At 44.6% G+C, this 14,857-nt stretch carries 7 protein-coding genes; all 7 read right to left on the reverse strand.

The window, feature by feature from the left end; all coding sequences use genetic code 11:
- Positions 1 to 13: 13 nt before the first annotated feature.
- The 7 genes from TDIS_RS05120 to TDIS_RS11035 all read right to left on the reverse strand — a co-directional run bounded on the left by TDIS_RS05120 (position 14) and on the right by TDIS_RS11035 (position 14,704).
- Positions 14 to 2,584, reverse strand: a complete 2,571-nt coding sequence (locus TDIS_RS05120) for a dockerin type I repeat-containing protein (RefSeq protein WP_068670003.1) — start codon at positions 2,582 to 2,584, stop codon at positions 14 to 16.
- The gene (locus tag TDIS_RS05125) at positions 2,578 to 4,062 is read right to left on the reverse strand and encodes a CAP domain-containing protein (RefSeq protein WP_068670005.1); all 1,485 of its coding nucleotides are present in this window, start codon (positions 4,060 to 4,062) and stop codon (positions 2,578 to 2,580) included. The genes TDIS_RS05120 and TDIS_RS05125 overlap by 7 nt, the downstream gene beginning before the upstream one ends.
- A complete protein-coding gene (locus tag TDIS_RS11155; RefSeq protein ID WP_068670008.1) occupies positions 4,031 to 4,363 on the reverse strand; it encodes a hypothetical protein in 333 nt (110 codons plus the stop codon). The genes TDIS_RS05125 and TDIS_RS11155 overlap by 32 nt, the downstream gene beginning before the upstream one ends.
- 167 nt (positions 4,364 to 4,530) lie before the next feature.
- Positions 4,531 to 6,432, reverse strand: a complete 1,902-nt coding sequence (locus TDIS_RS05135; protein WP_068670010.1) for a dockerin type I repeat-containing protein — start codon at positions 6,430 to 6,432, stop codon at positions 4,531 to 4,533.
- Positions 6,433 to 6,508: 76 nt separating this feature from the next.
- On the reverse strand, positions 6,509 to 9,070 hold the full coding sequence (locus TDIS_RS05140; RefSeq protein WP_153303770.1) for a dockerin type I repeat-containing protein: 2,562 nt from the start codon (positions 9,068 to 9,070) through the stop codon (positions 6,509 to 6,511).
- Positions 9,071 to 9,185: 115 nt separating this feature from the next.
- Positions 9,186 to 9,614, reverse strand: coding sequence for a hypothetical protein (locus TDIS_RS11030; protein ID WP_153303771.1), 429 nt, complete (start codon positions 9,612 to 9,614; stop codon positions 9,186 to 9,188).
- 386 nt (positions 9,615 to 10,000) lie between these two features.
- Entirely contained in the window at positions 10,001 to 14,704 is a 4,704-nt protein-coding gene (locus TDIS_RS11035) for an InlB B-repeat-containing protein (RefSeq protein WP_153303772.1), read from the reverse strand.
- Positions 14,705 to 14,857 lie beyond the last annotated feature (153 nt).

Genomic DNA, 14,857 nt, shown 5'->3' on the forward strand with positions numbered 1-14,857 from the left:
TTATTTTGTATTTTTACCAGTTAACCAGTCCCAGAGCCTTTCTCAAGATTACCACCGCATCGCCAATGGTAATTTTACCGTCAGGCTGTGGCTTACCATCCTGTCCAAGCGGAGCCACATCCGCATGGCACAAATCCTCATCCGAGGGCCTCTCAAGCCCCAGGGCGAACCGTAAGGCTACCAGGGCATCCCCGATGTTCACCTGACCATCACGGTTACCCAGCGGGGCTACGTCACCGTCAGGGGTGCACGTCCTTTTATATAAGGCTTTTACCACCGGCAATCTTACCCCTAAATATTGATCTACAGGGGTAAAATCGTAGTATTTTTGAACAAAATCAGTTCTCAGGTGAAGCAAGGCGTACTTATCAGCATTATGAATGGAATAACAAAAAAAGCCTTCCTCTAACTCACCAATGGGTTGCGCCACCGTAATACGGAAACTGGAGTCTTCAGGAGGCGGCGGAAGATACCACTCTGCTGGCCCTGTTATAGGTTCAACGGTAATAAAAGACGTAAATGGCCTGAAATCAAAACATATTTTTTCTTGGTAAACAAAAATCTCTGGAATAGGAGAAAAATTATTTATTTCTTGGTAAAGCATGGCTTCAGGAGAAAAATCCCAATTATTTATTTCCGCAGAGTAAATAACCGAGGCGCCGTTGTACTGGGTAAGATTCAAAAGGTAGGAAGTTTCTGGCTCAAAGACCAGAAGGAAATCTCGTCCGGCTTCAGACAAGAGAGGGAGTCCACCCGTTGAGTCTTTCACCTGTCGCACAAAGAGTCGGATTGATTTTAGATCGTTATTTTTAAATTCCTTGAGACTAAATGATTGCTGACTGTGAACCCGTATTTTGCGGGTGGGATGGGCTGATCCATTTACATAAACTAGGACGAAATAGTCGCCAGACCCCTGTAGGCTGAACTCTAAGTTCTCCCTCTCCAATAGTTTCAATTCGGGAGGGTTGAAAGAAGGAATATTTTCATTAGTCCAGATAAAAAGTTTCTGCCATAGTTCGTCGTTATTATAGCCGAAAATCTGTGGAAAAACTTCTTCATGGGTTTGATAGGCAAGCAGGTTCCAGTACTGAACGATTTTATCTTGCGGCTCTTTCACCCAAAAGATGGGGAAAATAATACCATTTAGGGAAGTGGACATGGTATAACATTCAGTAGCCGCTCCTCCACAACGGTAAAATATCTCATCGGATCTCAGGTGTATAAAGTTTTCCAGCACACGGCTTGCCTCAAAAACCTCTTTAGCTGTGGCGTGGCGGGAATCTTGAGAATAGCCGTAACCAGGGTTTCCAGCAAAAGTTACGACCAACCCTTCATTCCGCCACATAGGTATGATTTCATTTTCACCTCCAAAGGCCCGCGATAAATTGAGTATATGATCAAGAGCATGGGCTAATTCGTGTAAAAGTGTGTCCGCTGACGCGATGCCTGAAGAAATAGCTCCCAAAAGATGCCAAAAAGGTACTCCTGTTATATAACTTGCTAGCATCACGTTATTAGAACAATTATAATAATTGTCGTCGGAATTTCCGGATTCCAAATTACACAACTCTCTGGCAAAATTTATGTCAGTTGAATAATAATAGACAGCAATATTGGGAGCCCAATCCTTTTCAAATCCCCAGTATTTGAAGTACCCGGTATCTTTGGCTCTTTGAGAGTATTTTAAAAGCCTCTCCGCATAGGGTTTTATAAAAGACTTACTTTTTGGCCAGTAAACCACAAAGTTTTCACTAAAGAGACTGGATATTTCCGTAGTTGGTGGGCCAACCACAACTACTGATTCAAAACATTCTTTCTCGTCTTCACTACAGACCTTGGGATAGTAAATGCCTGAACTACGGTATGAGTGATAGAATTCGCTTACTCTTGAATCAGTTTCAGTAAGACGGCTATCGAATTCTCCATCACCTTCAAAATCGAGTTTCAACTCGGGACAGAAATCGAAACACCAGATTTTAAAACGCATCTTTGCTCCTTGAAGAACGATACCCGGTTGTGGTTCAAATCTTTCAAGTTTAAAGGAACCTTCTCTAACAAAACGAATAAAGGGTCTCGGAACAAGACCAGAATTGTCGACACCTCCATAAGGATGATCTTCTCCCCACTCTAAACGCCACAACCATCTATCTCTTGAAACCATCCAGAATCCATCTTTTGGCCAGACGGGAGAATCTGCTATTACGGCCTGGCGATAGCCTTCGGCTTCCTGAAAATCGATTTTCAAATAAAAAAGCTTCTTTTGATCCAATTTGGGAACAGGAACCCTAAGCCATCCCGGCCCTTGGGATAAGGCTTCACCAACTTTTGTTTTAGATATGATTTCACTACCATTGATGGAAATCTCGTAGACCAAAAGTTTCGTTCCCGGAGCGTTCACAAGAACTTCAATGGCTACGGTGTTTTCGGGTGCTTCCACAACGATACCGGTGGTATCGCCCCATTCGGAAAGAGCAAAAGATCTTAAGGGCGGTATTGAGGTGGCATAAAACGGATAAAATACTTCTTGAGCGGCAACAGTTTGACACAAAACAAACAAAGAGAGAAATAAAAGAAAAGCTACCATGTTATCAACCCCAATGCCTTCCGTAAAATTACTAGAGCGTCACCGATAGTTATCTGTCCATCCGGTGCCGGTACACCGTTTTCAATAGGAGCCACGTCCGCATGGCACTTATCCTCATCGCTTGGTGTCTCAAGCCCTAAAGCAAACCGCAGGGCCACCAGGGCGTCCCCAATGTTCACCTGACCGTCACGGTTCCCCAACGGGGCCACGTCGCCGTCGGGGGTGCAGTTCCCCCAACCGGGCCAAATGGCGGTATCTGTTTCGCTTATACGGAGGCGGAGCGTACGACCATCAGAAAGCTCGAAAGAAACCGTCTCTCCCAGTGTTCCATTTAGAGAAATTTTCAAAGTGTTTAAATCTATAAAATCCGCCGAAACAGAAACTCCTGAAGGATACCTATACCGATAACTTCTGATAAGATCGGTGCCATTGGCCGGCACAAAATAAAAAGCATATGTCTGCCCTGAGCGTACCGGCAATTCTATATCGAAAGCATCAATCCTATAATAAGGAAATTCGAGACTACGAGTGTAAAATTCCCAGGAAAAATCTTTTGTCTCTCCGTCTATGTTAAAAATAGCTTCTACGGTATATTTCTCTCCCCATTCGAGTCTACTTTGAGGAAAAAGGGCAAATTCAAAAGCGGAAAATCTCCTGTTTGGATCAGAGGCTTCATCCATTAACAAAGTAGAAACCAAATTTCCCGCAGAATCATAAAGGTTAAAGCTGAACATTTGTACGGTATTTACTTTGTAAGGATTGAATTGTACGGAAATCGGATATCCGCTTACGCTTCGATCCGGCAAAGGATCAGGAAACTCTTCATAGAAGACCGGAGGAACGGTGTCTCCGGGAGGAGGCCATCTCACCACGAGAGGGTTATCGGTAGCCACGATTGAAGGATCTTTTCTGGTGCCCAAATCGTAAACATAATAAACGGTTCCTCTATCATCAATAGCTTTTCCGAAACCTATTTCGTCAAAGTAAAAAGATAAAAAACCAAAGCGATGGTATATGGCCGAAAAGAGATCGTCTATGGATTCCTGAAAATTTTCCTCCCCCCAGGATAAATTTTCCCCGATTGCTTTATAGTTATAGCCTGCGGCCGCAGCTCGATCGGCCGGAGTCACACCGGTAAAATAAGGAAGCCCGGGAGTTTCAGTGTGCCCTATGTCCTGGTTGGTGGCTATGTAGCGGGCATGAGACTCGGCAGCCTGCGTCAGGGCCTGATTTTCAGAAAAAGGAATCATACCCACCGAAGATCTCAAGGCGTTGAGATATTGGAGATAACTTCCATAAGCCTGGCGAGTAACACGAGAGGGTCCGTGAAAGAGCGGCCTTTGAAAAATTCTTTCTCGCCAACTCTCAACCCCCGCAAGGTCTCCGGAAAAACCGTGCTCCGGAAGGAAAGCCGCCCCCCATAAAATCAGTGCAAACCAAAAAACCTTACATAATTTGGGCCAGAGAGACTTTTTCATTTTTATACACCAGCCATATATTTGAGTTAGAACGATCCAAAATAAGTTTCAAAGGGGCAGGTACCTTTTTTGGATACAAAATTACGGGCCTGGAGATTACCAGGGATCTCAAATTGGGCCTCAATTTTTCCTTTTCCTTATATGCTACCAGCACCTTTCGATTGTTTTCCAAAATCAAAACCTTGAGATCTCTAGCCACCAGTTCTCGAAAGAGCGGGCTATCGAAAATAAGAACCTTTTCTTTACGCACATAAAAATCCTTAGCCTCGAGATGTACGGTGAAGTTCCCTATATAAAACACAAAATGGACATCACGGAGATATTTTCCCGCCGAAGCAAAGCGCGAAAGGGAGTTAGCAGGGGAAACCGACGATTTTTCTGTTGTTTTAAGGTGAAGCAGATACCATCCTATTACACCAAAGAAAACACCACCCAGAAATAAAATTATTACAAATTTCTGTTTAAAAGTTATGGTCCTATCTCCGGAAGGAATTTTAATGTTTTGCTATCATAGCCAGAAACAGAAGTGAAGCTAAAATCGAGATAGAATCTATTTCGAGCGTCGCTTCTAACAAGAGAATTGTAAACCCCGGGATACATAATCTCGACTCCGTAAGGTTCTATAGCAACCCAAGTATTTACGGAACTCCAGAGTCCCATTCCTCCTTCATAAGCATCACAGGAAAATTCATAGTATCTACCACAATTTAGATTTACCTCATAAAAAAATCCCGGAGCATGGGCCATAAAATCCACCCCGAAGGAGCCGTTTTCGCTGGCCAACCGCGGATTTGATACGTAAACAAAGAAATCACCGCTTGCGTTTCGTGCGATCTTGACCACGATGCCGTTTTGGTTGTAAAAAATCGGCACTGCACCCCAATCCGTAGCGTTTCCGTCTATCGCTATGTCAGCTTCTGGTATAACGTAGGTCTCAAGGGGCTCATCCCAGTCTATCATTTCCACTCCGGATCGGAAAAGCTCTATTCTAGTCCGATTGGCATAATCCATAAAAACATCTCCAAAAAGAAGAGCCCTAGGCGTGATTTGACCGCTTACAAGATCGTAAACCGTGGCGTTTCCGGTAGAAGTTGCGTATTCTAAATAAATATCGAATTTTCTTTTGGGGTAATAGTAACCGTCGCCACCGTCCACATAATGCAGGGTCTCGTTGGCGGCTACGATCCAGGCCAATTCGGCTGAAGGATCACTGAAGGCGGTCTCAAGACTCGCAAGCACCCTTGTCGCGGCCTGGGCTATGACCACCGAGGCTGGATCATCCAGGTTAAAGGCATGGTTCTGTCTGGCCCTGAGCGCCTCTTCCGAAAGCGTCGCAAATTCGTTCACTATTTCCTCAAAAGTTTGTCTAGCCTGCGAAAAGGCCTGCTTGAATTCTTCAAGTTTGGACGGGTCTCTATAGGTTAGGAGTTGGGTATTGTTCATAAAAAATGTATATAGGGTTTCGTTGGAAGTTCCGTTAAAGGAAGTGCCATTCAGGGTTCCGTTTGCTACCAGAAGGAGATCCCTTATATCCGTGCCGTTCACCAACCAGTTGTTAGCGCTTATATCCAGGGATTCGATATAAAGGCAGACGGCCTTCCAGAACTTAGCCAGAAATCGCATGATTTTAACATCCAGCGCATCAAAATACACCGTAGTCCCGTCGGGAAAGGTAAGACTGGCCAGATTACCAGCCGCCCGGGTTCCGGAAGCGGCAAGGACCTGCGAAAACTCGGCATCGGCCTGATCCAGCCTGGAAATCACATCCACCATCACGGTAAGGATTTCTCCGGCATAGTCTGGAGCCGTGAGAAGATTATAGAGAATGTTAGCGGAAGAAGCATTGACGGTATCCAGGTCTACCTTGAGAACCTGGTTGAAGAAATCCCGATGATCGTTATACACCGTAAAAAGCAGGCCTGCTCCTTTCAGGATACGAGCCTCAGAGGTGTTCGGAACGGCATTAAACATATCCAGCAATTGTGTGTAATTTCCTTCCGAGGGATTTTCCAGGAAATCAATCAAGGCCTCCTTTAGATCTTCTACCGTTGCGGCATTCCAGCTTACGAGCTGAAGGGCCTTGCGCAGGATCACAAGCGCATCCCCGATGGTAATCTTCCCATCGGGATTCGGCATACCGTCCGCCCCGAGAGGGGCTACATCCGCATGACATGTATCCTCCTGGGTGGGCGCCTCAAGTCCTAAAGCAAAACGCAGAGTAACCAGGGCGTCACCTATATTCACCTTTCCATCGCGATTCCCCAGCGGAGCCACGTCGCCGTCGGGCGTGCAGAGCGCCAATCCAATGGCCCCAAACATTCCCCACCAGGCGAAAAGGATCAAAAGGAACTTTACAAGCCATCCTTTCATTATTTCCCCCCACTTACTAAAGCTTTCTAAAATCAGCTACCAGGCAGGAATAACTCCCACCGGGCAGCCAAATCGCTTACCAGTTGACAAGTCCCAGGGCCTTACGCAGGATCACCAGGGCGTCGCCGATGGTGATCCTTCCGTCCGGCTGCGGCGTGCCGTCCGGCCCGAGCGGGGCCGCGTCCGCATGGCACTTATCCTCCTCGCTCGGGGTCTCAAGCCCCAGGGCGAACCGCAAGGTCACCAAGGCGTCGCCTATGTTGACCTTCCCATCACGCGCCCCCAGCGGAGCCACATCGCCATCGGGCGTGCACACCGGCACATATAGACTCTTAATCACGGGTAATCTGATAGCCAAATACTGGTCTACTGGAGAAAAACCGTAATATTCTTGTACAAAATTCGCTTTCATATGAAAAAGAGCATATTTGTTTCTATCATAGCCAGAATAGCAAATCACACCTTTCTGTAACTCATCTGTAAAATTAGCTACCTCGATATGAAAATTGGAATCTTCTGGAGGCGGAGGCAAATACCATTCCGCGGGATCACTCATTGCCTCCACGGAAATGTAAGGCAAGAAGGGGCGAAAATCAAAACATATCCTTTCTTGCCGGACTAGCATCTCCGGAATCACAGGAAAATTGTTTAATACTTGATAAAGCATAGATTCAGGAGAAAACTCCCAAGACCTAAGCCACGAAGAATAGATGACCGAGCCGCCGTTGTACTGGCTGAGATGTAGGAGATGCGAAGTTTCCGGCTCAAAAACTAATAAAAAATCCCTCCCGGCTTCTGAGAGCAGCGGAAGTCCACTTGTGGAATCCTTCACCTGGCGTACGAAGAGTCTGAGAGACTTAAGGCTTGTGCTTTTAAACTCTTTAAGACTGAACGGTTGCCCGCTCAACACCCTTAACTTCCCAGTGGGAAAGGCCGAACCATTTATGTAGACTAGTACGAAGTACTCGCCTGACCCATTCAGCTTAAATTCTAGATTTTCGGAATCCACTACTTTAAGCTCCGGGGGAGTAAAGATAGGAATGTCCTCCTCGGCCCACACCAAAATCTTTTGCCAAAGGTCGTCGTCCGTGACACCAAAAATTTCAGGAAAGACCTCCTCGTGCTTCCGATATGCCAAGGCCTTCCAGTATTCAACTATCTTTTCTTGTGGTGTATTTGCCCAAAAAATCGGAAAAACTACACTATTCATTGAAGAGGACATGACATAACACTCAGTGGTTGCTCCTCCACAACTGTACAAAAGTTCGTTCGATCTTAGATGAATAAAATTTTCCGGAATTTTGCCCGAGGTTATAGCTTCTCTGGCCGTAGCATGCCTGGAATTGCGCGAGTGACCATAGTAAGGATTCCGAGAGAAGGTTATCACCAGGCCTTCATGCCGCCACATAGGAATAATCTCATAGTCACTCCCTAGAGCCCGCGAAAGGTTTAACACATGATCAAAAGTGTGAGCAGATTCATGCGTAAATACATCCACAGCAGCTATGTGAGAAGAAAGGCCACCAATAATGTGCCAAAACACCGTTCCTTCTACATAAGTAGCAACGGTAACTTCATTGGAACACGCAAAAACATCTTCTTCTGGAATGTTTCCCGAAAGAAAACGACATAAATCTTGGGCAAATTCTATATCCGCTGAATAGTAATAAACCGTTAGGGCCGGGCCCCAATCTTTTTCAAATCCCCAATAAGCGAAATAGCCCGTGTCTTTGGCCCGCTGAAGATATTTAAGGAGCCGTTCCGCATAGGGCCTTAGGAAAGCCTTGCTTTTCGGCCAGTAAACCACAAAGTTCTCGCTAAAGAGCTCGTCTACCTCCGTCCCAGTCGGCCCCACTACTACCACCGACTCGAAACACTCACTACCGTCCCCTAAGCAGAGCTTCGGATAATATATTCCTGGATTCTCGTAACCGTAGTAGAAATCTGTCACGTCGGAGTTTGTCCTGTTCAAGATAAAGTCGAAGATTCCGTCGCCTTCCAGATCCAGCTTAAGGGCCGGGCAGGCTCCAAAACACCACACTTTGAAGCGCACCTTAGCCCCCTGAAGCACCACGCCCGGCTGAGGCTCAAACCTCTTTAAACGGAAGTTACCCTCTCTTACGAATCGCAAATAAGGCCTGGGAACCAAGCCTGTATTATCCACCCCTCCATAAGGGTGGTCTTCTCCCCAATCCAGACGCCACAGCCAGCGGTCCTGAGAAACCATCCAGAAACTGTCTTTCGGCCAGACGGGAGCGTCCGCTATCACAGCCCTGCTGTAACCTTCGGCTTCTTGGAAATTGATCTTTAAATAAAAAAGTTTCTTTTGATTCGTTTTAGGAATAGGAACTCTGAGCCATCCAGGGCCTTGGGATAGCGCCTCGCCAATTTTCGTTTTCGACGTAATTTCATCGCCATTGACAGAAATCTCGTAGACCAAAAGTTTCGTCCCGGGAGCGTTCACAAGAAGATCAATAGCTACCGTATCTTCGGGAGCCTCCACGACGATACCAGTGGTATCGCCCCATTCGGCAAGAGCAAAAGACCTTAAAGGAGGCAAAGAGGTAGTATAAAGTGGATAAAATACTTCTTGAGCGAAACCGGCTTGCCACAAAATAAACATATACAAGATAAACAACAAAATAAAAGTTGCCTTTTCATGACAAACTTTAAGCAAGGAACGGCAACGGTCAATATCAACTTTCATCCTACATTACACAGGTCGAAAATACACTCAATGTCTCCTTCAAAACTCAATTACATTCCGAAACGATCAAATGAGGCCGACAGCCTACCGAACGTCCGTCGAGATCAAAACAAGAAGAATGTACCTGAAAATCAGAAGCAGAAAGAACGCTGTCCCCTTCTCCCTTCAATCGAAAGACCATTTTCACCAGAGAAGCGCCGTTGGACGGAAGCCCCGAGGCGTTCATTACGCCCACCTTCACCTTCCGCCCCAGATCGTTGAATCCCAACATGGTCTGCGGATAATCTCCCGCCAGGCGCACTCCAAATCCAGCGTCAAACTCTACTCTATCCTGGGGATACTCCACACTCAAATCCACGCCCCCAATGAAGGCCTCACTTTCCACCCCCACTTCCACGGTACACCGGAGCACCTTAGGAGAAACTCCCTCTCGGGCCTCCTCCGCCTCAAATTCCTCCGCATTGCCTTCTTCCATCGAATTCCCCCTTTCTTCCGGGATAGATGATCGCAAAGAAGACGAAGAGTTCCGCCCTTCTTCTCCAGCCCACCGGGTTTCGGATGCAGATGCAGAAACACCCCCTTCTGAAACCGCGCCTTTCCCCCAAGAACTTTCCCCTGCGGAGTTTTCCCCCCAGGACCGTTTATTTCCATAGGCATCCACATAATAGACCCCACCACGGGATTTCGCGGCCTCTTTCCTTCCGAAACTTTGCCTTGCCATCGCCGGCCCCCCAGCTCTCCTGGAGGAAAAATCACCGGACGTACTCTGTTTCCCTGAAGCCCCTTCCTCCCCAGCCGGAGGGCCGCCTCCACAGGCTACCAGGATTAACAACAACGCGAGATAAAAAGGTAATATCTTCTTCATTGATACCCCCAACTTACCAATCCTAAAGCCTTACGCAGAATCACCAGGGCATCTCCGATGGTGATCTTTCCGTCGGGATTCGGCCTTCCGTCCGCGCCAAGCGGAGCCACGTCCGCATGACACCGGTCCTCCTCCGTCGGCGTCTCAAGCCCGAGGGCAAACCGTAGGGTTACCAGGGCATCGCCAATGTTCACCCACCCGTCACGGTTACCCAGCGGGGCCACATCGCCGTCGGGGGTACAGCTTATCACATTGACCCGACAGGTCCCATTTTCCACCTTTATTGGCACCGCCGTGCCGGTCAAATCGTAACCCTGGATCGAAGAGATATTTATCGTCACCTCCCCTGTCACATCCAAACCGGGCTCCAAAGTAACTTTTAAAACCTCTCCCTTTCCGGAAAAACCGCTAGCCTTAATCAGCCCCACCCGATAACTACCAAGATTGCTATTGTTGGTCTGCACCGTAGCCCCTTGTGCCAGACCTACGGCCGTAACCCCCTTTGCACTTAAACCCGCATCAAAACCCAGGCTTAGATCCAACCCGCCTAGGGTAAGGTTTTTGGTGTCTATCTCGAACACTATGTCAAACATCTTCCTCGCATTTACTTCTTTTGAACAAATCATAGTTACTTCTATAGGATTCGTATCCACATAAACCTTGGCTCCTAGTCCACAACCGGAAAAAGTATTACCTTCGAGATTGGCAAATTCTACCTGTGGAATCTCCAGATCAACCACCGTTTGAGCTACGGATATAGGATTCACCCGGAAAATCAGACGCAAGATTTCGCCCGAACCCGAAATACCGGTAGCCGAGATAATTCCAATCCTTACCACACTTCCATTGTCGTAGGGAGTAATAAGTCCACCCTGAAGGATTCTTGCACCTTCTACTCGATCAAAACTCAACACCGCAGGATTATATGTAACGGTAAAACTTATTCCTCCGATGGTAGTCGAAGTTCCATTCAGGATCACAGGAACAACTACTTCAGATCCAGGGTGTCCATAAACGTTTTGAAGTATCAGAGTATCCACACCATTTTCACAGGAAGGAGATTGGGGACTAGCATGACAGCTACCGTTATACCAGTAACCACCTGCCCTTACGCAATCCGCTTCCGTAGTGCACAGATTCAAGTGTTGAGCATCACAACTCGGTTCTTGATTAGTTGTCGCAACCTCAATCACTAAAGGATTTGAAATTGCCGTAGCACCTTTATCATCTTTGGCCACACAACGCGCTTTATAAGTTCCAGCCTTGTCATAGATATGGGTAACTCTTCCATCATAATCGGTCACATTATTCCCGTCTCCGAACTGAAAGGTATATTCCACTATGCGACCGTCGGGGTCGTGAGCTGTGCAGACAAACTCTACAGACAATGGCGCCTCTACAGAAGTCGGATTAGCGCTAAATAAGTCTATCACCGGCGGCTGATTCTGTGTTTGGATAGGCTCAAACCGCGCCGTGCAACTCTTCGAGTCATCCATCACCAGAGGACATATTCTATCGTTCCCGCATTCCGCACAATCACCTTCCCAGCCGGCAAAACTATATCCCTCATCAGGTATAGCTTTAAGCGTTACCTTTGTCCCACTATCATAATCTGTATAACACTCCCCTCCACAATCTATCTTCCCGCCTCCACCCTCTACACTAACACTAAGCCGATACCTATCTCTCTCAAAGATCACCTCTATTATGTGGTTGTCTTTAACGTCTCTAAACGGGTAACTCGTCATCGCACCCTTCGAGACCCCATCTACCACTACATCCTTAACATGATACCCCTTGTCAGGCTCTATCGTAAAAATCTGGCTTCCACCACACTCCACAGTTACATTCCCAGAAGGACTTATACTCCCACCAACTCCTGCCTTGGCCTCTATCGTGTACTCATTTAACCCAAAATTCACCACCACACTACAATTGCCTGTCACCTGTCCCGTCGTAAAAATGTTCCCACTTAATGTCCCACCACACGTGCTATCCACTCCCTCCACGTGATAACACGCATCAGGTGTCACCGTAAATCTTGCCACGCCCCCATGCGTAACCTTCTGACTCAATGGCTCTACCGTTCCCTTCCCATTTCCTACTCTCGCCGTTACCATATACTTCTTAAGCTCAAACTGCGCCGAGCAACTTTTCGCACCATCCATCACCACAGAACAGGTGGCGTTGCTACCACATCCCGCACAGTCTCCTCCCCAACCAGTGAAGATTGAATCAATATTCGGAAAAGCAGTAAGCCTTACAGTTATTCCTCTGTCGAAACTAGCACTACAAGTACTTCCGCAGTTTATGCCAGAAGGTGAACTTGTTATTGTTCCGGAGCCAGTCCTGCTTACACTCAGGGTATATCTTGTAACTTGGGGGATTGCTAAAGCTGTGCTTCCACCGGATACATTGCCTGCGTTATCTATTGCACACAGTCTGTAGTAATATGTTCTACCATTTGTTAAACCGGTATGCGTATACGATGTTGCTATTGGTGAAGATAGAGTCAATCTTGTTCCCGAAGTGCATCCTGAGCTAGGATAACCGGATGTGCTATAGACCAACTTAAACTCTTTTAAACCACTTCTACTATCACTTACAGACGACCAACTCAGAGTAACACGAGCATCCCCTCCAGTAGCGGTAAGAGATGGATTTGAAGGTGGGGTCGTGTCTAAGATTATACAATCATGATACCAGCTAGAAATATTACCTTCAGAATCTCTAAATTTAACATACACACATTTGTTTCCATCTCCACTAGGTAAACTCCACATTTTCGTATTAGAAAAATTTTTCCAATCATATGGATAACAGGTTGTTTGTGAATTTTTAATACACACTTGTATCTGATCAATAGGTGTATAGTCATCGTAAACATTAAGGTTCAACACAACTGAAGTCGATTTTGTATACAGTGCACCATTTTCTATTAAAATACTTCCTGTAGGTGGCTTTGTTACTATCTTAAAAGAGTAGCTATTAACCTCCCATCCTTGTTGGTCTATAGTAGTACTATTTTGAGGATAATTTTTATAATGACACCAAAAATCGTCAACACTAGTCATTGTAGATCTTACATAAAACTTAAAGTTACCTGGAGATAATTTGGAAGTATCAACAAGTAAAGTCACCGTTTTTGTTGTTCCCGATTTCCATTGTCCTCCAAATTCAATCATAGGATACCTAGCAGTCATTGAATTACAACTACTATTGTAAATTGTATCTCCAGGGAGTTTTTTATATACATTTAGTCCTCCACTGTTTTGAATAGAAATTGCGGAAAGATCCTTTAGATAAGGAAATGAAATAGTTATAGAGCCATAAATTGCGTCACTACCCTTATTATTCGCATTTATATTAATTTTAACTAAATTTCCTTTTATTACAGAAGTAGGGTATGTAATATTAGTAATTATTGGCCTTGGAGGATTTCCAAAAATCAAATTTTCAAATTTGTATTCATTTAAAAACTGAACTACTTCAGCATCAGATAAATGTAAATCTTCATTACATAGTACTTTAGAACTTTCCCAATAAATTTGAGCTAACACTGAAGGATTTCTTTTTAAAATCTTAGAAGTTATATAAATATATTCTGGAAAAAGCTTTTCCCGATCCCAAAAAAAAATTCCTCCAATATAACTACCGTTACCATATATTATATCTTTTACACCACTCCAATCACAATATGAATTATATGCCAAATTGCAATCATATCTATCAAGAAGAACTAAATATTCATGCATATTTTTGCCAACATTATCGAAAAGACTTGACAACGATTTTCTCCACAATCTATACGAAGTATTGTGTAGTTGATTTACCAATTCCCACAAAGAATTATATAAATGTACTAATTTTGCCAAATAAAATGCCGCGTCTGTTTGACACATAAAGGCCTGAGCATAAGAAATTGCAAATTTCATAAGTATAGGCATATTTTGATTCATAATAGCCGTAGCTGAATTTAAAGCATCAACAACATCCCAAGCAGTTGCTAATACGGGACTAAAGACTGCTATAGAATCCGGTAAAATATTGAGATACTGTTTCCAAATTATTTCTCCTGCTACTGCAGCTACATTTTTAGAAAGATTAGTTAATTTTCTATCTATAATAGTCTTTATTGCTGCAATTTGACTACCTATATCATGATGTATGTAAAGCAACGCATAAATTATTCTATTTTGAGGACTTTTTTCATTTTTTATAACATAGAATACTTCCCAATAAATTATCTTTTCTTTCGTTATCAATTTACGATACTTATATTCTATTGTAATTATTAAATACAACTTCTTAGGCAGATCTACAACAGAAAATGACAAAATTTGTGAAAAATTTATAAAAAATTTATTAGCTTCTGAAGCTGAATAAGACAATCTAGGAATTATATCTCTACCGTTTTTATCTTTTATATAAAAGTAAACTGTGCCACTTTCAGGGGGAATTATTTTATAAAATCTTTTTAAAGAATTACCGTTATATATAACCAATCCATTAGACTCTACAGGATAAACATAACTACTAATAGATAAAGACGATGGCTCATATAAGTATGATATCAATGTCCAGGGTTCTATTGGAGATTGTAAAGTTATAGAAAAAGCAGTACTAATTATTACATTCAAAACGAAAAAACTTAAAACAACTATTTTAGAAAAACTACATATCTTTAAACTTTTTATCATATCTTGCCCCCTCCCCTTAATCGTATCTTGCCCCCCCTATTCACACCCTAGCACCGTCAGTCTTGCCCTACACCTAACTGCATGGCCGTCGAGGTCGAAGTAGGTGGCGGAAGCACCGAAATCGTTTGCGGTAAGGGTGGTTCTGCCTTCGTC

This window comes from Thermosulfurimonas dismutans, assembly GCF_001652585.1.
Classification (GTDB): domain Bacteria; phylum Desulfobacterota; class Thermodesulfobacteria; order Thermodesulfobacteriales; family Thermodesulfobacteriaceae; genus Thermosulfurimonas; species Thermosulfurimonas dismutans.

What these genes read in the sequence shown, in the direction of transcription:
- TDIS_RS05125 (WP_068670005.1), bottom strand. Translation starts at nt 4,062, where the DNA reads ATGAAAAAGTCTCTCTGGCCCAAATTATGTAAGGTTTTTTGGTTTGCA.
- TDIS_RS05135 (WP_068670010.1), bottom strand. Translation starts at nt 6,432, where the DNA reads ATGAAAGGATGGCTTGTAAAGTTCCTTTTGATCCTTTTCGCCTGGTGG.
- TDIS_RS05120 (WP_068670003.1), bottom strand. Translation starts at nt 2,584, where the DNA reads ATGGTAGCTTTTCTTTTATTTCTCTCTTTGTTTGTTTTGTGTCAAACT.
- TDIS_RS11030 (WP_153303771.1), bottom strand. Translation starts at nt 9,614, where the DNA reads ATGGAAGAAGGCAATGCGGAGGAATTTGAGGCGGAGGAGGCCCGAGAG.
- TDIS_RS11035 (WP_153303772.1), bottom strand. Translation starts at nt 14,704, where the DNA reads ATGATAAAAAGTTTAAAGATATGTAGTTTTTCTAAAATAGTTGTTTTA.